This window comes from uncultured Enterococcus sp. (assembly GCF_913775425.1).
In the GTDB taxonomy this organism is placed as follows: domain Bacteria; phylum Bacillota; class Bacilli; order Lactobacillales; family Enterococcaceae; genus Enterococcus_G.
On sequence record NZ_CAJYIS010000064.1, the window covers coordinates 15008 to 36923 of the forward strand.

19 protein-coding genes are annotated in these 21916 nt (G+C 39.1%); 3 read left to right on the forward strand and 16 right to left on the reverse strand.

The window, feature by feature from the left end:
• Window position 1 precedes the first annotated feature (1 nt).
• The 15 genes from rnc to QZ413_RS07295 all read right to left on the reverse strand — a co-directional run bounded on the left by rnc (window position 2) and on the right by QZ413_RS07295 (window position 16314).
• The gene (rnc, locus tag QZ413_RS07225) at window positions 2–694 is read right to left on the reverse strand and encodes a ribonuclease III (protein ID WP_297077957.1); all 693 of its coding nucleotides are present in this window, start codon (window positions 692–694) and stop codon (window positions 2–4) included.
• Between the two features lie 288 nt (window positions 695–982).
• Window positions 983–1690 (reverse strand): antiholin-like protein LrgB, encoded by a 708-nt coding sequence (lrgB, locus tag QZ413_RS07230; RefSeq protein WP_297077959.1) that lies wholly within the window; start codon window positions 1688–1690, stop codon window positions 983–985.
• 1 nt (window position 1691) lies between these two features.
• Window positions 1692–2126 carry an antiholin-like murein hydrolase modulator LrgA gene (gene lrgA, locus QZ413_RS07235; protein WP_297077960.1) on the reverse strand — a complete coding sequence of 145 codons (435 nt, stop codon included), beginning with the start codon at window positions 2124–2126 and terminating at the stop codon, window positions 1692–1694.
• Between the two features lie 127 nt (window positions 2127–2253).
• Window positions 2254–2961, reverse strand: a complete 708-nt coding sequence (locus QZ413_RS07240) for a LytTR family DNA-binding domain-containing protein (protein WP_297077962.1) — start codon at window positions 2959–2961, stop codon at window positions 2254–2256.
• A gap of 4 nt (window positions 2962–2965) precedes the next feature.
• The gene (locus tag QZ413_RS07245) at window positions 2966–4711 is read right to left on the reverse strand and encodes a sensor histidine kinase (RefSeq protein WP_297077963.1); all 1746 of its coding nucleotides are present in this window, start codon (window positions 4709–4711) and stop codon (window positions 2966–2968) included.
• Between the two features lie 72 nt (window positions 4712–4783).
• Complete coding sequence (locus QZ413_RS07250) at window positions 4784–6562, reverse strand: oligopeptide ABC transporter substrate-binding protein (RefSeq protein WP_297077965.1); 1779 nt, start codon at window positions 6560–6562, stop codon at window positions 4784–4786.
• A 20-nt stretch (window positions 6563–6582) separates the two neighbouring features.
• Window positions 6583–7500 (reverse strand): ABC transporter permease, encoded by a 918-nt coding sequence (locus tag QZ413_RS07255; protein ID WP_297077967.1) that lies wholly within the window; start codon window positions 7498–7500, stop codon window positions 6583–6585.
• Window positions 7501–7519: 19 nt separating this feature from the next.
• Complete coding sequence (gene opp4B, locus QZ413_RS07260) at window positions 7520–8482, reverse strand: oligopeptide ABC transporter permease (RefSeq protein ID WP_016185961.1); 963 nt, start codon at window positions 8480–8482, stop codon at window positions 7520–7522.
• Window positions 8483–9427 (reverse strand): ABC transporter ATP-binding protein, encoded by a 945-nt coding sequence (locus tag QZ413_RS07265; protein ID WP_297077970.1) that lies wholly within the window; start codon window positions 9425–9427, stop codon window positions 8483–8485. It abuts the gene before it with no gap.
• Window positions 9428–9432: 5 nt separating this feature from the next.
• Window positions 9433–10431, reverse strand: a complete 999-nt coding sequence (locus QZ413_RS07270; RefSeq protein WP_297077972.1) for an ABC transporter ATP-binding protein — start codon at window positions 10429–10431, stop codon at window positions 9433–9435.
• 324 nt (window positions 10432–10755) lie between these two features.
• Entirely contained in the window at window positions 10756–10998 is a 243-nt protein-coding gene (gene acpP, locus QZ413_RS07275) for an acyl carrier protein (protein WP_297077973.1), read from the reverse strand.
• A 66-nt stretch (window positions 10999–11064) separates the two neighbouring features.
• Window positions 11065–12114 carry a phosphate acyltransferase PlsX gene (plsX, locus tag QZ413_RS07280; protein WP_297077975.1) on the reverse strand — a complete coding sequence of 350 codons (1050 nt, stop codon included), beginning with the start codon at window positions 12112–12114 and terminating at the stop codon, window positions 11065–11067.
• A gap of 48 nt (window positions 12115–12162) precedes the next feature.
• Window positions 12163–14190 (reverse strand): ATP-dependent DNA helicase RecG, encoded by a 2028-nt coding sequence (recG, locus tag QZ413_RS07285; protein WP_297078860.1) that lies wholly within the window; start codon window positions 14188–14190, stop codon window positions 12163–12165.
• Window positions 14191–14247: 57 nt separating this feature from the next.
• Window positions 14248–15915, reverse strand: coding sequence for a DAK2 domain-containing protein (locus QZ413_RS07290; RefSeq protein ID WP_297077977.1), 1668 nt, complete (start codon window positions 15913–15915; stop codon window positions 14248–14250).
• A gap of 36 nt (window positions 15916–15951) precedes the next feature.
• The gene (locus QZ413_RS07295; protein WP_016185968.1) at window positions 15952–16314 is read right to left on the reverse strand and encodes an Asp23/Gls24 family envelope stress response protein; all 363 of its coding nucleotides are present in this window, start codon (window positions 16312–16314) and stop codon (window positions 15952–15954) included.
• A gap of 261 nt (window positions 16315–16575) precedes the next feature.
• Here QZ413_RS07295 and rpmB point away from each other — a divergent pair, with 261 nt between their 5' ends.
• The 3 genes from rpmB (at window position 16576) to glnA (ending at window position 20983) form a co-directional block, all read left to right on the forward strand.
• Window positions 16576–16764, forward strand: a complete 189-nt coding sequence (gene rpmB / locus QZ413_RS07300) for a 50S ribosomal protein L28 (protein ID WP_016185969.1) — start codon at window positions 16576–16578, stop codon at window positions 16762–16764.
• Between the two features lie 127 nt (window positions 16765–16891).
• Window positions 16892–19480, forward strand: coding sequence for a YfhO family protein (locus tag QZ413_RS07305; protein WP_297077981.1), 2589 nt, complete (start codon window positions 16892–16894; stop codon window positions 19478–19480).
• Window positions 19481–19642: 162 nt separating this feature from the next.
• Complete coding sequence (gene glnA / locus QZ413_RS07310) at window positions 19643–20983, forward strand: type I glutamate--ammonia ligase (protein WP_297077983.1); 1341 nt, start codon at window positions 19643–19645, stop codon at window positions 20981–20983.
• A 166-nt stretch (window positions 20984–21149) separates the two neighbouring features.
• On the opposite strand, the gene truA is transcribed toward glnA, so the two are convergent.
• The gene (gene truA / locus QZ413_RS07315) at window positions 21150–21890 is read right to left on the reverse strand and encodes a tRNA pseudouridine(38-40) synthase TruA (RefSeq protein WP_297077985.1); all 741 of its coding nucleotides are present in this window, start codon (window positions 21888–21890) and stop codon (window positions 21150–21152) included.
• Between the last annotated feature and the right edge of the window lie 26 nt (window positions 21891–21916).

The window sequence follows — 21916 nt, forward strand, 5'->3', positions numbered from 1 at the left end:
CTTATTCTTCTAATTCTTCCAATGCATTTTGAGCTGCAGCTTGCTCAGCTCCTTTTTTTGAACGACCTGTTCCTTGACCAATCAATTTGCCATCACAATAGACATCTGTCCAAAATATCCGTTCGTGTGCTGGTCCTTCTTCTTTGATCAAACGGTAATCGATAAACACGTCGCCGCCACGTTGCAATACTTCTTGTAACTTTGTTTTATGATCCATTTCATGTGAAAAAGCACCCGCTTCAACTTTAGGGAAAATTACAGTTTTTAAAAAGCCATGAACTGCTTCTAATCCTTGATCTAAATACAATGCACCTAAAAATGATTCGAATAAATCACATAACAGTGCTGCACGTTGACGTCCACCAGAGTTTTCCTCGCCTTTTCCAAGACGGATAAATTGATCAAAAGCACATTCTCGAGCAAATTCAGCAAGTGAATCTTCTCGTACGATCGAGGCACGTAGCTTTGTTAATTTTCCTTCTGGCATTTCTGGAAATTGACGGTATAAATATTGTGATACCAATAGCTCTAATACCGCATCTCCTAAAAATTCTAAACGTTCGTTGTCGCATAAGTGTAGATTTCGATGCTCATTCACATAAGATGAATGGGTAAACGCTTGGTCTAGTAACCCCATTTCCTCAAAAACAATTTGGTAGTTTTCTTTTATTTTTGTTACTAACTGGTTATCCATGAAATCCATTCCTTTTTTGTTTTTTTACAACTTAAAGCTGTAAGTGACATCTTCTCGTATTATACCAAATGCCGCCCCGGCTGTTAACTATTCTTACTGGATTCTTTTAAGGATTGCTTAAGTCAGATGATCTGGACTTTATTCATATCAAGACCAGCTGAATAGTTACTTTCTTTCTCCTCACCAAAAACATAAAAAGAGCCGTGACAAAAATCCGTCACGACCCAAAATAAATAGAGTTCTAGAAGTAACTATTTTAGAAATAACCCACTTCTAGAACAACCTTTTTTACAATAAAATTTGTCCAGCAATCGGGACAACAACCGTTACGATCACTCCAACAACAACTAATGCAATACTTGCCATTGAGGTTTCGACTTCTCCCATTGGTTGTGCGGCAGAAACACCTAATGAATGACCAGAAGTTCCTAATGCCAATCCTCTAGCGATTGGATCTTTGATTTTAAAGAAATCAACTAAGGGACGTGCTAGTGCATAAATGATGACTCCATTTAAAATACAAGCTAGCGAAGTTAATTCACCTGATCCTCCCATTGCAATTGATGTTGGCATCGCAATTGCAGTCGTTGCTGCTTGTGGAAGCATAGAAGCTGTTACGACTTTACCTAGTTCAAATACATTAGATACGATATAGATCCCATAGATCGCTACGATGCTTCCTAATGTGATTCCGCCTAAGATCTGCGCCCAGTATTTTTTTAAGACCTCGCGTTTTTTATAAAGTGGGATCGCAAAACAAATCGTCGCAGGTTCCAAAAAGAAACTCACTACTTGTCCGCCTTTATTAAACTCTGGAAATGAGATTCCAGTTGCCATCAATGTCAAGATCCCCAAAACCATCGCAACAAATAGTGGTGCAAATAAGAAGAAGCCCTTTGATTTTTTAAATAAAACTTGTCCAATATAAAACGTACCTAATGAAAGTAAGACGCCAAAAACAGGTGTTTGTTTAAATAATTCAATGATCATATCCATCTTATCTCACCTCATTTGCTGTTGATTTTTTGATTGTCGCAATTTTAGGAAAAGTAGCCGGTTTTTTGGCAACTTTTTTATGCCCGATACTCAATAATAATTGCGCCATCCAACCTGTACCGACTAATAAAAATAACGTAGAAAAGAAAATCAAGGCGATCGTCAATAAAAAGTGCCCTTTCAATAAATCAAGCGAATTGATTGCTGAAATTCCTGCTGGCACAAAGAACAATCCAATATTATCTACCAATGCATTGCCGACTGTCTCGATTTGCTCTAAACGAATGATGTTTGTGCATAAAGCAATAAATAATAACACCAATCCAATCACTGAAGATGGCATCGCAAAGGGCAAAAGCGCCTCAATAAATTTTGAGATCATCATAACGATACTGATCATAACTCCTTGGTAAATAATTGAATAAGTTTTTTTCATCTTATTGTCCCCCTTGATTTCTCTTGTTTTCTTGTCTTTACTATATAAAAAAAACCACTTTAAAAGTGGTTTTTTTCGCTATTTACTGGAATCAGGGTATAACTTACTGGATACGCTTCCTAAAATGCTACAATCCAATTGCTTGTTTAAACGATTTGACGTACGAACGGCTTACTGGCACCTTTTCTTGATTGCTCATCGTCACTTGATAGGTCTGATTAAACCACGGTTGGATCTCAGTGATTTTTGCCGTATTGATGATGTAACTACGGTGTACTTTTAAGAAATTGATACTTGGTACCTGTTGTTCTAGAGCAGCCAATGTCAATGTAGTGATAAATTGGCGCTCTTCCGTATGGATCGTTGTTTGTTTCCCTTGAACTTCCGCATACAAGATCTCATCAAACGGGACAAGAAAAATCCGTTCATCCGTTTCGATCGTCAAACGAGGATTGACTGGCATAGCCGTCTGTTTCACTAGCGTTTGTTGGGCTTTAGCAACTGCTTTTTTGATCCGCTCTTGTTCGAACGGTTTTAAAATATAGTCTAACGCATTTAATTCAAAAGCTTCTACTGCATGGTTATCATATGCTGTAGCAAAGATAATCAAAGGCGGGTGTGGGACTTGCTGGATTTTTTTGGCTAGATCTAGCCCACTCTCATCGGTCAGATGAATATCTAAAAACAAGAGATCAATCGTTTCCTGTAACAATAAAGCAAACGCTTCTTCAATCGATTCTCCTTCATAGATGTTCTCGACACCTTCAACTTGTTGCAGTAAATAATGTAGCTCCATTCGTGCTAAACGTTCATCATCTATAATTGCGATGTTCATCGACTCACTCCTTTTCTAAAACCGGAATCGTAAAGGAAAAACAACTTCCATCCGGTGTAGATTCAATCACCAAATGCGCCTCTTGCCCAAACAAACTGACCAAACGACGATTAATATTTTCTAGTGCCGAACCGGTACCACTTTTCGATTCAACGACTTCTCGTCCAAGACGGGCTTGTTTAACTGGATCAATTCCCTGACCATTATCTTTTACACTAATGGTGACGGTCGTTTCATTTTTTTGTGCGGTCACAAAGACTTGATTGCCTCTTTTGCGTCCAATAAACGCATGCTTCAACGCATTTTCCACTAAAATTTGAATAACAAATGGTGGGATCTGGATCGTATGCAAGACGGGATCGATCGCAAAGTTTATCGTATAGCGCTCAGGAAAACGTGCTTGTTCGATCGCTAAATAGGCTTCCACATGGGCTAACTCTTCTGATACCGGGATCAGATTATTTCGGTGTCCATTTAAATTGGCACGAAAATAATGACCAAGTTGCAGTAATAAGTGCCGAGCCTGTTCACTGTCAAAACGCATCAAAGCCGAAATCGTATTGATCGCATTAAATAAAAAGTGCGGATTGACTTGCGCTTGTAGCGATTTGATCTCGGCATCCTTTAACAGTCGTTGCGCGTTATCCATTTCGCCGAGTTCGATTTGCGAAGAAAAAATCTCGCCTAATCCTTTAGCTAACTGCTCTTCAACATAGGTCAACTCACTTGCATCAGTAAAGTACAATTTAAATGTTCCAATAACTTTTGCTTGTACCATCAATGGCACGACGATCGCCGCTTCTAGCGGACAATCTGGATGGCTACAGCCGATTTCGCGTTTCGTGCGGACAACATGAAGTTCTCCAGTTTTGAGTACTTCTTTTGAGAGGTCCGTAATAATCGCTTCTTTAGCGATATGATGATCACTCGCTTCGCCGACATGTGCTAAAATTTCCGTTTGATTGGTCACACTAACGGCTGAAACACGCATAAATTTCTTGATTTGCTCGGCCGTTTGATAGGCTGATTCTGCCGTCAATCCTTGTCGAAAATAGGGTAATGTCGTATTGGCTAATTCCAATACATCATGGGTTTGAATCGCACGCGTACTTTCTTCTTGTTTTAATGTCGATAAAATAATCGATAAAAACAGACTTGTTCCTAGAGCATTCACAAATATCATCGGTAATGCGATCGTTTCGATCAACAGGATCGCTTGCGTTCGGTCTGGTAAAAAGAGAAAAATGCACATCATTTGAATCACTTCCATCAAGACTCCGCAAACTGCTCCTTGAACGATACTAGGATAGGTTTGTTTTTTTAAACTGAAGTATCCGAAAATTCCAGATGCACACCCGATGACGATCGACGAGATAAAATACGTATAGGGTGCCGTTCCCCCTTGCATGAAACGCACAGTTCCTGAGATCAACCCAACAAAAAGACCAACGACAGGACCACCGATCAAGCCGGACATCCCGATCGTAAGCGTCCTTGTATTGGCGATTGAGGCATGGCTAGCTAGATTCACAAAAGCTGATGAATCGATCTGCCTAGCATCTGTCACTAAAACACCTGTAAAGTTACTAATGATCGCAAAGATACTAAATGTTAGGATCAACACGATTTGTGCCAGTCGTTCTTGGCGATGGTACATCAATTTTTTGTAATATGGGCTATTCATGAGTAGATTGGCTAATAAAATAATCAATCCCACTCGTTCTAATAATGGCAGTACTAACGCAAACATAATTTTCACTCCCTTAGTGTCAGTATAACAAAAAAATAGACTACGCGAGGGCGTAGTCTATTTACTGATCAATTATTTTGCTTCAGTCACACCTAAAGTTGTGAATGTGTTGTAATCTAGATCACGTGTGATATCGTAACCTGTTACACGATCGCTAACTGGTGTTACTAGATAAGAGTAAGTCGTTGGAATTACAAATGCTTCTTCATTTGCATATTCTTGCCAATCTTTGTAGATTTTCGCTGCTTTATCTTCATCTAAAGCATCTTTTGATGACATTTGATCCAATAATTTGGTGTTTTCATCCGATACAAAACGAGTGAAGTTAAATTGTGCATCTTTTCCATAAAGACCAGCTTGGTTTGGATCAAATCCAGTTGACCAACCTGCTTGATACATATCGATTCCTGGATCATCTGCTTGTAATTTATCATAGAAGCTATTTACTTCGATTAAACGTCCAGTTGCTAGTTCAACATTCAAACCAACTTCTTTCCAAGCTTGAATGTAGTATTCAGATAATGACTTCGCAGTCGTTCCGCCATCACGGAAGGCAAAGTTGATCGTTAATTTTTTGCCGTCTTTATCTTCACGTAAGCCATCGCCATCGACATCTTTATAACCGGCATCATCTAATAATTTTTTCGCTTTATCGACATCTTGTTTGTAGCCAGCAAGATCTTTGTCATAAAGTGATGCAAAGCCAGGTACGACTAATGAATTCGCTTCTGTTTGCAAGCCATTGTATAATTTTTCTGCAATGGCTGCGTTGTCAACTGCATAGCCAATTGCTTGACGTAATGATTTATCTGCCATTTTAGCATTAGCATCCATTACGTTTTCACCTTTATCGGCATCCCATTTACCTAGTTTGAATCCAATGTAGTTATAAGCTAGTTCTTGTTGACCTAATAGCTCATAACCATCTAAATCTTTCCAAGATGTGTATTCTGAGTTTGGCATGCCATCATAGATATCGTATTCTTTTGATTTCATTGACGCTACAGCTGAAGACGTTGGAATACTCTTCATCGTTAATTTAGATAGTTTTGGTTTGTCACCATAGTAGTATTCATTTGGTAAGAATTCTACAGACTCACCTGTTGTAATTTTACTGATGTAGTAAGGTCCAAAAGTAATTGGGTTTTTACGAACTGGATCAGATGCTGCCATATCTTTGACTGCGATTCCGTCAAACGCATGTTTTGGCATTGCGTAAGATAATACGCCGCCTCCACCTTGTAAGATAGATGGTGCAAATTCTTTGTATGAGATCACGATTTCTTTGTCATTCACTTTTTTGATTCCTGAAATACTATCTGATTTTCCATCATGATAGTCTTCGATTCCAACGATGTTTTTCATTGTAGAATCATAACGTACACCAGTATAATCTTTATCTGCAATTACTTGATATGGGAAGATCAAATCGTCGGCTGTAACGTCTTTGCCGTCACTCCATTTTAATTTATCATTTAACGTAATCGTAGCCGTTTTTGCATCTTCATCAAATTTGATTTTCGCTGCGCCACCATCTTTGATCTTTAAATCTTTGTCATAGTAAAACAATGGCTCATTTGCTGGTGCAAAATAAGTTGAATCTAAATTCATTTCTGAGAACGCATCTGAGAAGATCCCAGTAAATGCTGTATCGGTTACTTCGGCAATTTCTAAGGTACCATCTTTCATCGCTTCTTTATCGTTTGAGGTTTTGACTTTGAAATTTGCAGTATCGGTTGCTGTATCGCTAGATCCTTTACTGCTATTGTCTTTACTTCCATTGCCACAAGCAGCTAAAGTTAAGCTTAACCCTGCCACTGTTACTAAACCTAATAATGCTTTTTTCTTCATTCCTTTTCCCCCGTTTCTGATTATCCTAAACGTTGACGCGCATCTGCGGAACGTTTAAAGGCTTGACCGACATAATTTATACTTAACATCAAGACTAAAATTAGTAATGATGCTGGTATCCATACCCATGGTTTTGATGTGATGACTTCTGAGTTGTTCGCATACGAGATCAAGGTTCCTAAACTTGGTGTTTTGATTGGTAATCCAAAGCCTAAGAACGTCAAACTTGTTTCGATCCCGATATTTGCGGCGAAGTTCATCGTTAAATTGGTGATAATCAATGAACTTAAGTTTGGCATCACTTCAAAAAACATGATTTTAAAATTCGATGTCCCTAATGTTTTTGACGCACTCACATAGTCACGACGACTTTCAGAGAGCGTTTTAGCACGAAATAGCCGTGCTTTTCCGACCCAATAAAAGGCCGACATAATCCAAACTAAACTTAACGCATTGTATTTTGGTACGATCGTTACCAATACGATAATGATCAATAAAATCGGTAAGATCATGATAAAATCGACGATCCGCATCAATACTGTATCGATTACGCCGCCGTAATATCCTGAGATGATCCCAACCGCTACCCCGATAATCGAGGTAATAATCGTGATCAAAAAACCGATCATGATTGAATTACGGGCTCCAATGACTAATAACCCAAAGACGTCACGACCACCTTCATCAGCACCCAATAAGTAATACCGACCATCGACTGCAGTCGATCCTGGTGTAGCATAACGATCAAAAATACTGACTTTATTGACCGTGTCTGCATCTAAAACAAAACTGCCAATAAAGGCAAATAGTAAGACAAAGATCAATAAACCAAGCGAAAACATCGCTAATTTATCTTTTTTGAATTCTCGTGCGATCACTCTGATTCCCATAGGGGGTGTCGACACGGTTTCTACTGTAGCTGTTTCTTTTTTTGCCATTGTGTACACTCCTCCTATGTTATTGGATTCGAATTCGTGGATCCACGATACTCATAATGATATCGGATAATAACGTTCCTACTAAAGTCGCTACCCCAAAGATCAAGGTCAATGCGGTGATGACTGAATAGTCACGTTGGCCGATACTTGTAATAAACAAGTTTCCGATCCCTGGATAATTAAAGATGATCTCGATCATCACCGACCCTGAAATCAAACCAGTGATCTCATAACCCAAAGTCGATGCAATCGGTAGTGAAGCATTTCTAAAAATGTGACGATTGAAAACGGTACTTGTCGGAACACCTTTAGAGCGCGCAGTACGAATGTAATCCATTTTCTTCGCATCGATTACTTCACTACGTAAATACTGGATCGTGACGGCTGTTCCTAATAGTGCTTGCACGATCGATGGCAAGAGAACATGATACAATTGACTCATAAAATAGCCAATCGTCCCAGGCGTCGCATCTGTTGCAACACTTCCACTTGTTGGGAACCAATGCAAAGTATACCCAAAGAAGTAGATCATCAATAAAGCCAAGACAAAAACTGGAATCGCAAAACTAATAAAGTTATAGCCTACAACAAATTTATCTAACCAAGAGTTTTCATAACGACCAGCATATAATCCTAATGGGATCGCTAAAGCATACGTTAAGATCACTGATACGATCGCTAAACGAACGGTATTGCCGATCCGTTGACCAATAACGGTCGCGACATCATATTTATACGTATAACTTTTCCCAAAATCACCATGTAAGGCATTGGTGATCCAATTGTAGTATTGTTGATACCATGGATCATAAAAACCAGAAGCTTTTTTTAATTCTTCGATTCGCGCAGGATCCGTATTGGGATTGATCAATCCTGTAAATGGATCACCCGGCATCATTTTTGCTAGAATAAAGATCAGTAAACTTAAAATAATGATTTGGGGAATCATTAAGATCACGCGACGTAAAATCGTTTTCCACATTTAGCTTTTCCCCCCATCTTTTAATGCGACTTGATGTGTCGGTGAAATGCTCGTTAAGTCATACACACGACCCGTTTCGTCGTAGTAATTTTTTTGATTATTGATATACTCCGCTTCCACTAAGCGTCGTGTTTCTTTATGGGCATCACGATTTTTAACATCGATCTGAGGAATTGCTGATAATAAACGTTTCGTATAGATATGCTGTGGATTCGTATAAATATCTTGTTTTGTTCCAATCTCAACAAAGCGGCCTTTATACATGATCGCGATATTGTCACACATATGTTTTACGACTCCAAGATCATGCGAGATAAATAAGAAACTTAACCCATACTCTTCTTGAATCCGTTTCATAAAGTTCAATACTTGTGCTTGTACCGATAAATCGAGTGCAGAAACTGGCTCATCGGCTACGATCAATTTAGGATTTGATGCTACTGCACGGGCTACCCCGATACGTTGCCGTTGTCCACCTGAAAACTCATGCGGATACTTATATAGTGCATCTTCTGGCATGCCAACGATATCAAGTAATTCCTTCACGCGTTTTTTCTCTTCTTGGTCGCTCAAACGCTCAAAATTGCGTAAAGGTTCCGCAATGATATCAATCACACGACGTTTCGGATTCAAACTAGACATTGAATCTTGAAAGATCATTTGGACATCTTTATTGTATTGCATTTTTCTTCGTACCGATGATTTGGTCACGTCTTGACCTTCGTAAATAATGCCACCAGCAGTTACTTTTTCTAGTCCGACGATCGCTTTTCCAGTCGTCGATTTCCCAGAACCTGATTCACCAACTAATCCATACGTTTGGCCTTTTTCAATCACGAAATCGACCCCGTCTACAGCGTAAACATAGTCGGTCACACGATTCAAAAATCCACTACGAATCGGATAGTGAACTTTTAGGTCTTTAATTGTAATCAATTCTGACATCTACACTACTCCTTTTCGTCTCTAAAATGAAAGTGCTGATAGCACGTGCAACGGACTAAATGGCCAGGAGATACTTCATGAAGGGTCGGATTTTCTTCATGTGCTGACGCTGGAATCCAGGGAATCCGTGGTGCAAAACGGCAGCCATCACGTACCATATTTTTTAAAGAAGGGACGACACCTTCGATCACGTGTAAATCACCTTCTTGATCTTCTTGAGGAATCGAGTTCAGTAAAGAGCGGGTGTACGGATGTTTAGGGTTATTAAATAACTCTTCAGCTGTTGCTACTTCCACAAACTGTCCACCATACATTACCGCTACTCGATCGGCCATTTCAGCTACGACACCAAGGTCATGCGTGATCAAGATGATCCCTGCTTCAGTTTCACGTTGTAGATCAGTCAATAAATCTAAAATTTGTGCTTGAATTGTTACGTCAAGAGCTGTTGTCGGTTCATCTGCAATGATGATTGGTGGCTTACAAGCAATAGCGATTGCAATAATTACCCGTTGGCGCATCCCACCAGACAATTCATGCGGATATTGGCGACCGATTCGCTCTGGATTTGGAATCCCAACTTGTGTCAACAGTTCAATCGCACGTTGTTGTCTTTGTTCGCTGGTCATTTTTGTATGATACGATAGTCCCTCTTTGATCTGGTCTTCGATACGCATCAAAGGGTTTAGGGCTGATAAAGGATCTTGGAAAATCATTCCAATATCATTTCCTCGAATCTTGTTATAAAGTGTCTCGTTTAGATTGGCTAGGTTTAAATCCTTGTACATGATCTCACCAGTGATTTTTGTGTTTGCCAAGTCTTGTAATCCCATGATGGTCGTAGCTAATGTACTCTTTCCACAACCTGATTCACCTACGATCGCTAAGATTTCATTACGATTTAGTGTAAATGAAACATCATCTACGGCATCGTAAAAATCATCTTTGATCCGAAAGCTAGTATGTAAATGTTGTACGTCTAATAACTGTTTTGCATTTGCCAACGAAAAGCCCCCTTCAATAGTATCGATACTCAGTTTGATAGTGCTTGTTTTTTTATTCTAATAGAAATATCATATTTTTTTAATAATTATATAGAATATGTCAAAAAAATACAAGACCAAAAAAATCGGTATCCGGATATTTACTTATAATAGCATAGTTTTCAGTCGGTTCAAGGGCAATAAAAGAAAAAGTGCTATAAAATGTAACCGTTTTTCAACTTATTCTAAAAATAAAGCAAATTCTTAGTAGATTTTCACTTAATATAATTAATGTTTTGTTTGAAAACAAAAAAAGTTTGAAGGAAATTCCTTCAAACTTTTTTGTTATGCGATATTATTGGTAATATAATCCACTGCAGCACCTACAGTTTCAATTTTTTCCGCATCTTCATCTGAGATTTCGGTACCGAATTCTTCTTCTAATTCAAGAACAAATTCCATTACACTAATTGAGTCCGCGTTTAGATCGTCTTTGATGTTCATTGCTTCGGTTACATTCTCTGCATTTACTTCAAAGTGATTGGCGATCACTACGGCTACTTTTTGAAATACTTCATCGTGTGTCAACTGTTTTCACCTCCACCTTAGTGACGAGACAGTAAAATAACTAAGCCCATTCTAACGAGTTCTCGCTTATTTGTCTACCTTTTTTTGTAGCTTCTCATTAATCGAGAAAGTACCTTCTTGTTTTTTCTTTTCGTCAAATTGCGTGACTAATTCTTCGACCATTTTGGTTTCTAGCATGGTATGGATTTGACGAATCGTTTGTGCCACTGCTTCTGGACCGGTTGCTCCATGTGTTTTGATCACAGGAGCTTTTAATCCAAATAAAACTGCGCCTCCATATTTAGCGTAGTCCATTTTACCTTTTAATCCACGTAGACTATCTTTTAACAACAATGCGCCGAGTTTACCTTTAATTCCTGCGTCTAAAATCGATTCCTTTAAAACAGCCATCAGATTCAAAGCTGTTCCTTCGATCGTTTTCAAGACTGCATTCCCAGTAAAACCATCCGTCACGACAACATCTGCTACACCATTTAATAACTCGCGCGCTTCGACATTTCCAATAAAATTGATTCCTGGTTCTGCTTGTAGTAATTCATATGTTTTTTTCGTTAGCTCACTACCCTTAGTTTCTTCCGTTCCATTATTTAACAGACCCACACGAGGTGTAGTGATCCCACGAACATGTGACGCATAAAAAGAGCCTAAAATCGCATATTGAACTAAATGCTCAGGCTTGTTTTCGGCATTAGCACCTAAATCTAACATATCAAATCCGGCATCGCTTGTCATCACAGGTAAAGTCGACATTAACCCAGGTCGGTCGACCCCTTTGATGCGTCCGATAATAAATAGCCCTGCTGCAAGTAATGCACCGGTATTGCCTGCACTAAAGATCGCGTCTGCACGCCCTTCTTTAACTGCCTGTGCCGCTAAGACCATTGATGCTTGTTTTTTCTTGCGAATCGCTTTTACCGGTTCGTCTTCACTATAAATTTTTTCATCAGTATGAATGATCGTAACATTTGTTTCATCTGTTACATATTTACGGATCTCCGCTTCTTTTCCATAAAGTTGGAATTCAATCATCGGAAAATCTTTTTTTGCTAGCATTACGCCTTCAACGATTGCTTGTGGCGCATGATCGCCACCCATCGCATCGACAGCAATTCTCATGTCTGATGCACTCCTTTCTTTTGAACTCATCTAGTATAGCATAATTTATTAATCAAATGAGCCATTTTGCTGCTGATTTTGTTGCAAATACGCTTGAAGAGCCGCGTATTCAGGCAAGACTTGCCAATTGGTTTGTTTGAAAATCGCACTGGCTTCTTGTTGGGCAACTTCTAATATATGCGCATGTTCGACTAAGTCAGCGATCATAAATTCAGGCAAGCCAGATTGCCGATTTCCAAATACCTCTCCTGGTCCACGTAATGCAAGATCACGTTCACTCACGATAAATCCATTAGTCGTTTCTGTCATGATCTTCATTCGTTCTTTTCCGACATCATTTTTTGGTTGGGCAACTAAGATACAATAAGAAGCTGTTTGGCCCCGTCCAACTCGACCACGCAATTGGTGCAACTGTGCTAAACCAAAACGATCAGCATCCATAATGACCATCACTGAAGCATTCGGGACGTTGACACCGACTTCAATCACTGTTGTTGAAACTAAAATTTGCGTTTGGTTGTCTTTAAATTCTTCCATGATTTGATCTTTTTCACTAGGACGCATTTTCCCATGCAAAAGACCTACAGTAAACTCAGGAAACGTTTGACATAGATCTTCATAGATCGCCTGAGCATTTTTAACATCTAAAGTTTCTGATTCTTCAATCAACGGACAAATCACATACATTTGATGTCCTTTTTGCAATTGTTGACGTGCAAAATCCAAAGCATCTATCAGCTGTTGTGGTTTGATCCATCTCGTTTCAATCGGGATCCTTCCTTTAGGCAACTCATCGATGATCGACACATCCATCTCACCGTAAGCTGTTATCGCTAATGTTCGCGGGATCGGTGTTGCCGTCATAAATAAGACATCTGGTTTTAAGCCTTTTTCACGTAAAATCTTGCGCTGGTTGACGCCAAAACGATGTTGTTCATCGGTGATCACTAGGCCAAGATGCGAAAAGACGACATCTTCTTGAATCAACGCATGTGTCCCGATCACGATATCGATCGTACCTTTTGCTAAACCAGCTAAAATCTCTCGTCGTTCTTTTGTTTTAGTCGAGCCTGTTAGTAAAGCTACGGTAAGTTTGGTGTGCGCAAACAATCCGCTTAAACTTTCCATATGTTGTTGTGCCAGTATCTCCGTTGGGACCATTAAAGCACCTTGAAATCCTGCTGTTTTGGCTGCAAATAATGCAATGGCCGCAACGATCGTTTTACCACTTCCTACATCGCCTTGCAATAAGCGTTGCATATGCTTAGGACTCTTTAAGTCTGCACAGATCTCATTGGTTACTTTTTTTTGTGCTTGTGTAAGTTCAAATGGTAACGTATTGATAAATCCTTTAAGTGCTTGAGGATCGTAATCGATCGCTAACCCGACCGTAGCATCACGCGCTTTTTGTTTTAACCCTTGGATCGTCATTTGGAATAAGAAAAATTCTTCAAAAATCACTCGCCGTTTTGCTTGTTCGTACTCTTGACGTGATTGTGGGATGTGCATGGCGCGTACCGCTTGGTTACGTGCCATCAGACGATATTTGTCAATCAAACTTTGTGGCAGATTTTCTTCGATCTGTTCTTGATAAGTGCTCAGTGCTTTTAAGATCAAGTCTTGTAGCGTTTTTTGACGAATCGTTTTATTTACGTGATACACGGGTGCAAAATCGGATTGCTGCCCACTACCTAAAATCTTCATTCCCGCTAAAGATGCCCGAGCAGCATCCCATTTACCGTATACTACCAATTCTTCAAATGGTACGACCTTGTCTTTTAAATAGGCTTGATTAAAAAAAGAAACTTGAAACACATCATCATTTTGTTTCATTTTAAATTGTAGTCGATTTTTTTTATACCCAAAGCGACTGACAACTGGCGGCGTCACTACAATTCCTTTTAGTGTTACTTTTTCTTGATCTAAAATTTCTGAGAGTTGTCTTTCTTGTACATCTTCATAGCGAAAAGGATAGTAAGTAATCAACTCTTCGATTGTAAAAATCCCTAAACTTGCTAATGTTTCGGCGCGTTTTGCGCCTACACCTGAAAGTGTCGTGACCGACTGAGTAAACATCATATCCTCCTCATGAAAAAAAGCTTAGACGAGCCTTTGACTAGTCCAAGCTTTTTTTTATTCTGCTGCAAACAAATACGGGTAAACCGGTTGTTGCCCTTCATGAATCTCAACTTCTACATCTGCAAACTTCGCTTGCATCGCTTCAGCCATTTTTTCTGCTTCTTTCATCGATCCATCTTCACCGATGATCAACGTTAAAATTTCAGTTTCATCTGTTGCCATACGCGTCATCGTTTCGATGCATGTTGTATACATATCTGGATTTGAAACCACGATTTTACCATCGATCATTCCCAATACGTCTCCGTCTTGAATCGTGATGCCATCGATTTGTGTATCGCGAATCGCATGCGTCACAGAACCACTTACGATCTCTTTAGCTGCTTGAGTCATTACTGTTTGATTTTCTTCTAAAGTACTTGCTTCATTGAACGCTAGCATCGCAGCCATCCCTTGAGGAATCGTTTGTGTCGGTACAACGACAACAGGCAATTCTGCAACTTCTGCTGCTTGATCTGCAGCCATAAAGATATTTTTATTGTTTGGCAATAAAATCACTTTATCTGCATTGACTTCATCGATAGCTTTTAAGATATCTTCCGTACTAGGGTTCATCGTTTGACCACCACTGATGACATAGCGTACACCTAAACTAGTGAACAATTCTTTGACACCGTCTCCTGCTGCAATCGCGATCACTGCGTAAGGCGTACGTGGTGCTTTTGCTTTTGGTGCTTCTTCTTGTTCTAAAATCGTTTCGTGTTGGACACGCATATTGTCGACTTTGATTTTAATCAATGAACCAAATTTTTGACCGTAGTTCATGACTTCACCAGGGTGTTCTGTATGAACGTGAACTTTGATGATTTCATCATCATTGACCACAAGTAATGAGTCCCCTAATTCATTTAAATAACCACGGAACGTGTCATAGTCAAATTTATCTGTCACTGTAGGACCTTCACCGATTTTCACCATGATTTCCGTACAATAACCAAATGTAATGTCTTCAGTCGCCATATGACCTTGCACACTGCGATGGTGTTCGGCATTGACCATTTCATCCATTACTGCTGGTGATTTTTCAACAGCTTCTGCTTTAAATTCGCCCGTTAATGCGCCTAAAAAGCCTTCGTAAATAAATAAAAGTCCTTGACCACCACTATCGACAACACCGACTTCTTTTAAAACAGGAAGTAAATCTGGTGTTTTTTCTAATGCCTTTGTGGCACCAGTTACTACAGCTTGCATGACCGCTACACAGTCATCGGTTTCTTTGGCTTTTTTCTCACCAAATTCTGCAGCAACACGCGCTACTGTCAAAATTGTCCCCTCAACTGGTTTCATCACCGCTTTGTACGCTGTCTCGACCCCACGAGTAAATGCTTTAGCCAATTCAGGTGCAGTCAACGTACTTACCATCGGGATCTCTTTTGCAAATCCACGGAATAATTGAGATAAAATCACCCCAGAGTTCCCTCTAGCGCCCATCAATAATCCTTTAGATAATCGTTTTGCTAGTTCTCCAACTTCTTCTGAAACAGAATCACTAACGGCCTTTGCCCCACTCGTCATCGATAAATTCATATTGGTTCCTGTATCTCCATCTGGTACAGGGAACACGTTTAATGAATTGACATATTCTGCATTCGCATGTAGACGATTGGCGCCGGCTTGTACCATTTCTTGGAACTGACCTGCGCTAATATTCGTTACTTTCACTGTAATAAATCCTCCTTAAGATCGACAACTACTCTACTAGTCTGGTAACACGCGCACACCTTGAACAAAAACATTAACTGAATTTGCGCGTACTCCTAACATGGTTTCCAAATTGTATTTCACTTTTTCTTGCACATTGCGTGACACTTCAGAAATTTTCGTGCCATAGCTGACGATCGTGTAGACGTCTACTGCAATTCCATTTTCTTGTTGGCGTACCACGACACCGCGTGAATAGTTTTCTTTACGTAAAATTTCATTGATATTATCTTTAATTTGATTTTTGCTTGCCATACCGACAATCCCAAAAACATCTGTTGCAGCTCCGCCGACAACCGTTGCGATGACTTCATTTGAGATTTCAATAATTCCTGATGCAGTTTTAATTTTAACAGCCATTAGATAGCCTCCTTAACAGGTTTTTCGCCTATTTCTACTATAGTATTTTACCATAGTTGTACCCCAAATAAAAGAACGATACCCAAGTTCAGGTTTAACCGTATTTGAAAAACAAACAACTGCTTAAATTTACAACGTTTTCAGGAAAAAGTCAATCTAGACTCAGTTTTTTCTTGCAAAGAAGTGTAAATTGTGGTAAATTCATTTAGTATGAGCCGAATTATAGCGCTCCACAACAAGGCAAAAGGAGGAAATAAACACATGGCTAAAGTTTGCTACTTTACAGGACGTAAGACTAAAAGTGGAAACAACCGTTCTCACGCAATGAACGCGACAAAACGCACAGTAAAACCTAACTTACAAAAAGTTCGCGTGATGATCGACGGAACACCTAAAAAAGTTTGGGTGTCAACTCGTGCTTTGAAATCTGGAAAAGTTGAGCGCGTTTAATCTAATCCACATGAACTAACAACCGTTCGCTTATGGACGGTTTTTTTCTTTGCTCTAAATTCAGTGCTTTTTGAATTTCCTTCTTATGGTACACTACATTTAACGAATTTGTTATTGGAGGTTTTTTATGACAACACGCGCGTATCTTCGTTACAATTGGCGCTATCTAGCAGCTAGTTTCTTTCTCCCTTTAGTGATCATGGCTTTGATTTATTTGAGTATTGGCATTTATCCTGGGAGTAGCCGAAGCATTTTAGCTAGCGATGCATTTGCCCAGTTTTCAAATTTTCATGCTAGTTTTCGCAATATGTTGCTTGGTAAGCAAAGTCTTTTTTACACATGGAGCGGGTCACTCGGGTTGAATTACCTTTCGTTGATCTCTTATTATCTAGGCGGATTTTTCACACCACTTGTGATTTTCTTTCCAAACCAATTGATGCCAGATGCTTTATACGTGATCACATTACTTAAAATCGGTAGTGCTGGCCTGTGCTTTTGGTTATTTGCGAATCACACCTTCCAGCTTAACCGTTGGAACCAGCTCATTTTGTCCCTTTGCTATGCATTGATGTCGTTTGCTATCGCCCACTCTGAGATTATTATGTGGCTAGATACCTTTACTTTTTTACCCTTAATCATTTGGGGGATCTATCGCTTAGTGTATCTACATAAACCTCGCCTTTTATTTTACAGCTATCTTTGTTTATTTATCAGTAATTTTTATATGGGATTTATGGTTGCTCTATTTTCGGGACTGTACTATCTAGCTCTTTTATTCTCAGAATGGCCAAACAGCAAAAAAACCGTGATCCCTTATAGCATCACAGCCCTTTTAGCTAGTGGTGCTTCATTGATCATGGTTTTACCAGCGATTTTGGACCTGCGTACAAATGGAGAAGAATTTACAAAAATCACTTCATTAAAAACGGAAGCGACAGGTGTCTTTGATTTCTTTATCAAAAACATGGTCGGCGTCTATGATACAACTAAGTATGGATCGATCCCTTTTATTTATATCGGATTATTCCCTTTAACCTTAGCAGTCTTCTTCTTTTTGACGCGAGTGATTACTAAACGACAAAAAATCAGTTTTGGTGCGATTGCATTATTATTGATGATCAGTTTTTATTTCCAACCATTCAACTTATTTTGGCAAGGGATGCATGCTCCAAATATGTTCTTATTCCGCTTTGCTTATTTGTTTTCCTTTTTAGTGATCGTTTTGGCTGGTTTTGGTTGGGAACGTTTAACAAAACACGAATTACCCACTTACTTGTTTAGTATCTTACTACTTTTACTTGGTTTCACCTTAGCTTATGGAGCTGTCGATAAAACGACGCATGCGTATCTTACCATCACTTCATTTGCATTGACGATTATTTTCTTGTTGATTTATTTCGTTTGTATGAGCGGCAACTCGCTCAAACTGTTATCACGAAAACAGCTCTCCCTTTTATTATTGCTAACGATCGGTGTGGAAATGAGTTTAAATGCGAATGCCATGGTACATGGTATCTTAGAAGATTGGAACTATGCCTCACGTAGTTTATATACCGATCCACAACCTTCGCTACAAGCGTTGGTAAACCAAACAAAAAAAGAAAATCAAACATTCTACCGTTTAGAAAATCTTGATCCAGTTTCATCTAACGATAGCTTTGCCTATAATTACGCGGGGATCAATATGTTTTCGTCGATTCGCAATCGACACTCATCGACCTATCTAAATGATCTAGGATTTCGTTCACGCGGAACGAATTTAAACATTCGTTACAACAACAACACGTTACTTATGGATGCTTTTACAAGTATCAAATACAATATCGCATCTACTGGTTTTGATAAATTCGGATTTGAAAAAGTAGCGCAAAAAGGTGCGTATTCACTTTATGAAAATACCAATGCACTCCCTTTAGGCTTTACGATCCCTACAACTAGAACCGAGCCAAAGATCATTGCCAATGACAACTTGCAAAACCAAACGAACCTGATGAATTACCTATCGGGACTTGAACAAACCTATTTTGCATTTGAACCGATCCAAATGATCGATTCAAAAAATACGGAGATCACCACAGTCGGACAACAAGTTACCTATAAAGAGATCACGCCGAATACTGCGAAGGAATTGACATATGAAGTGACGATCCCTGCACATACACAGGCATATCTAAGCCTATTTCCAACTGACTTCAATCAATTGCAAAGCTCTTCTGCTTCGATTACAGTCAATGGTCAACAACGAAAAACACAGATCAATATCAATGGTCAATATTATGATTTAGGCTATTACGATCAAACACAAACGGTAACGTTCACACTGAGTCTTTACGGTACTGATCAAGTCAGTTTCCAAGAACCCAAAGTTGTTACACTAGATACTGACGCTTATCAAAATGCGGTAACGGCTATTAAACGTGATGGTGTCGACTTTAAAACTGGAAATAGAAGTGCAACTGCAAGCTTCACGACAAAAGAAGCAACGACCTTGGTCACAACGATTCCTTATGATAAAGGTTGGAGTGCGACTTTAGATGGAAAAAAAGTTCCCATCACTGAATTTGAAGATGGTCTGATCAGCTTAACTATTCCTAAAGGAAAACATACCTTAGTGTTACGTTACGTACCACCTGGCTTAAAAATCGGTATCGCAAGCTTTATCCTTTGTCTCATTCTATTTGGAATTTATCAACGTTTCTTCAAAAAAAACGGATAAATAACCAATAACCTAGCGCTTTTTCAAGCGCTAGGTTTTTTTTCATGACTTTTTTCAAAAAAAGAGTTTACAAGCGTTGAGTACTCATGTTATATTTCTTTACATGAAAGATTGATTAAAATGAACCATTAGAAAATTACGGAAAAAGGATGGGAAGTTATTATGCCAAAAGTAAATACGACAGCAGCAGAGATCAAAGAGATCGTGAAAAAAGAACATGTACGCTTTTTACGTTTAATGTTTACCGACATTATGGGAACAATCAAAAACGTAGAAGTTCCTGTTTCACAATTAGATAAAGTATTAGACAATAAAATGATGTTTGATGGTTCATCAATCGAAGGTTTCGTACGTATCGAAGAAAGTGATATGTACTTACGCCCTGACTTAGATACTTGGATGATCTTCCCATGGGAAAATGATCACGGTAAAGTAGCTCGTTTGATCTGTGATATCTACAATCCAGATGGTACACCATTTGCTGGAGATCCTCGTGGAAACTTAAAACGTGCGCTAGCAAAAATGGAAGAACTTGGCTTTACTTCATTCAACTTAGGACCTGAACCTGAATTTTTCCTTTTCCGTTTAGATGAAAATCGCAACATTACAACTGAATTAAATGACCAAGGTGGGTATTTTGACTTTGCACCAACTGACTTAGGTGAAAACTGCCGCCGCGATATCGTATTAGAGTTAGAAGACTTAGGCTTTGAAGTAGAAGCTTCTCACCATGAAGTAGCTCCTGGACAACACGAGATCGACTTTAAGTACGCAAATGCAATCGAAGCTTGTGACAATATCCAAACCTTTAAGTTAGTTGTCAAAACGATCGCTCGTAAACATGGATTGCATGCGACGTTCATGCCTAAACCATTATATGGAATCAACGGCTCAGGGATGCACTGTAATATGTCATTATTTAAAGGTGACGAGAATGCGTTCTTTGATCCAAAAGGCGAGATGCAACTAAGCGAAACAGCTTACCAATTCTTAGCTGGTTTGATGAAACATGCCAAAGCGTATACTGCAGTATGTAACCCAACAGTAAACTCTTACAAACGTTTAGTTCCTGGCTTTGAAGCTCCTGTTTACATCGCTTGGTCTGGTCGCAATCGTTCACCACTAATCCGTGTTCCTGAATCTCGTGGATTATCGACTCGTTTAGAATTACGTTCAGTTGATCCAAGTGCAAATCCATATTTAGCTCTAGCTGCACTATTAACTGCTGGTTTAGATGGAATCGAAAATAAATTAGAAGCTCCAGCACCAGTCGATCGCAACATCTATGTTATGACTGAAGAAGAACGTGAAGCAGTAAACATCTTTGATTTACCAGGTACATTGCGTTCTGCATTAAAAGCTTTACGTAAAGATGATGTTATGGTCGATGCATTAGGAAGTCATATCTTCAACAACTTCTATGAAGCAAAAACGATCGAATGGCAATCATTTAGACAAGCCGTTACCGAATGGGAACGCGAACAATATTTAGAATTATACTAAAAAGAGGCTGCTTTAAAAGTAGGCAGCTCCAATAAATAAGCCGACCCATTCCGATAATAGGTTCTCCTATTTCGGTAATGAGTCGGCTTATTTTTGACAGCGCTACTTTTGGAACACCGTTCATTCATTTTTTGGAGACTGTGACAGATTTCTGTCACAGTCCTTTTTAATAGCGTACTTCTTTTAAGTAAAGCCCTTCTGGATGAGCAGTCGGTCCTGCAAGATCACGATTTTTCGCCGCAATGATTTGCGGAATACTTGTTTCATCCATACGATGATTCCCGATTTTCAACAGCGTTCCTACCATGATGCGAATCATCTTATATAAAAATCCATCGCCTCTAAATGTAAAAACCAACTCCTGAGTTGATTCGCTATAAACTACACTTGCTTCTTTTATCGTGCGTGTCTTATCTTCAATCGAGCTACCTGAAGCACAAAATGAGGTAAAATCATGTGTGCCTAAAAAATCTTGCAGCGCACGTTCAATTTTTGCTAGCTCGATCTCGTAAGGAAAATAGCTCGCATAAAAACGAGTAAAAGGACTTCTTGGTTTTCCTAACTGAACTCTAAATTCATAGGTTTTTTCTTTTACTAAGTAGCGCGCGTGAAAATCTTCTGCTACTTCTTCTACCTGGATCACTGCGATATCTTCTGGTGTTTGAGTATCTAACCCAAAACGCATTTTTTCTAATGGACGTGGATAAGGAAAGTCAAAATGGATGACTTGACCTAAAGCATGAACACCGGCATCGGTGCGGCCAGAACCATGGATCTCGATTTTTTGACTTGCCATCTTTGTCAAAGTTTTTTCTATTTCCTCTTGAACTGTACGGGTATTTTGTTGACGTTGGAACCCATGAAAATTTGTCCCATCATATGCGATGATTGCTTTATATCGTACCATTTTTTTCTACTCCTAAAAAAAGCAAA

Bases quoted from the DNA above. Each gene is read 5' to 3' on its own strand.
- rnc (WP_297077957.1), bottom strand. From the start codon at position 694: ATGGATAACCAGTTAGTAACAAAAATAAAAGAAAACTACCAAATTGTT.
- lrgB (WP_297077959.1), bottom strand. From the start codon at position 1,690: ATGGATATGATCATTGAATTATTTAAACAAACACCTGTTTTTGGCGTC.
- lrgA (WP_297077960.1), bottom strand. From the start codon at position 2,126: ATGAAAAAAACTTATTCAATTATTTACCAAGGAGTTATGATCAGTATC.
- QZ413_RS07240 (WP_297077962.1), bottom strand. From the start codon at position 2,961: ATGAACATCGCAATTATAGATGATGAACGTTTAGCACGAATGGAGCTA.
- QZ413_RS07245 (WP_297077963.1), bottom strand. From the start codon at position 4,711: ATGTTTGCGTTAGTACTGCCATTATTAGAACGAGTGGGATTGATTATT.
- QZ413_RS07250 (WP_297077965.1), bottom strand. From the start codon at position 6,562: ATGAAGAAAAAAGCATTATTAGGTTTAGTAACAGTGGCAGGGTTAAGC.
- QZ413_RS07255 (WP_297077967.1), bottom strand. From the start codon at position 7,500: ATGGCAAAAAAAGAAACAGCTACAGTAGAAACCGTGTCGACACCCCCT.
- opp4B (WP_016185961.1), bottom strand. From the start codon at position 8,482: ATGTGGAAAACGATTTTACGTCGCGTGATCTTAATGATTCCCCAAATC.
- QZ413_RS07265 (WP_297077970.1), bottom strand. From the start codon at position 9,427: ATGTCAGAATTGATTACAATTAAAGACCTAAAAGTTCACTATCCGATT.
- plsX (WP_297077975.1), bottom strand. From the start codon at position 12,114: ATGAGAATTGCTGTCGATGCGATGGGTGGCGATCATGCGCCACAAGCA.
- recG (WP_297078860.1), bottom strand. From the start codon at position 14,190: ATGTTTACTCAGTCGGTCACGACACTTTCAGGTGTAGGCGCAAAACGC.
- QZ413_RS07295 (WP_016185968.1), bottom strand. From the start codon at position 16,314: ATGGCTGTTAAAATTAAAACTGCATCAGGAATTATTGAAATCTCAAAT.
- rpmB (WP_016185969.1), top strand. From the start codon at position 16,576: ATGGCTAAAGTTTGCTACTTTACAGGACGTAAGACTAAAAGTGGAAAC.
- QZ413_RS07305 (WP_297077981.1), top strand. From the start codon at position 16,892: ATGACAACACGCGCGTATCTTCGTTACAATTGGCGCTATCTAGCAGCT.
- glnA (WP_297077983.1), top strand. From the start codon at position 19,643: ATGCCAAAAGTAAATACGACAGCAGCAGAGATCAAAGAGATCGTGAAA.
- truA (WP_297077985.1), bottom strand. From the start codon at position 21,890: ATGGTACGATATAAAGCAATCATCGCATATGATGGGACAAATTTTCAT.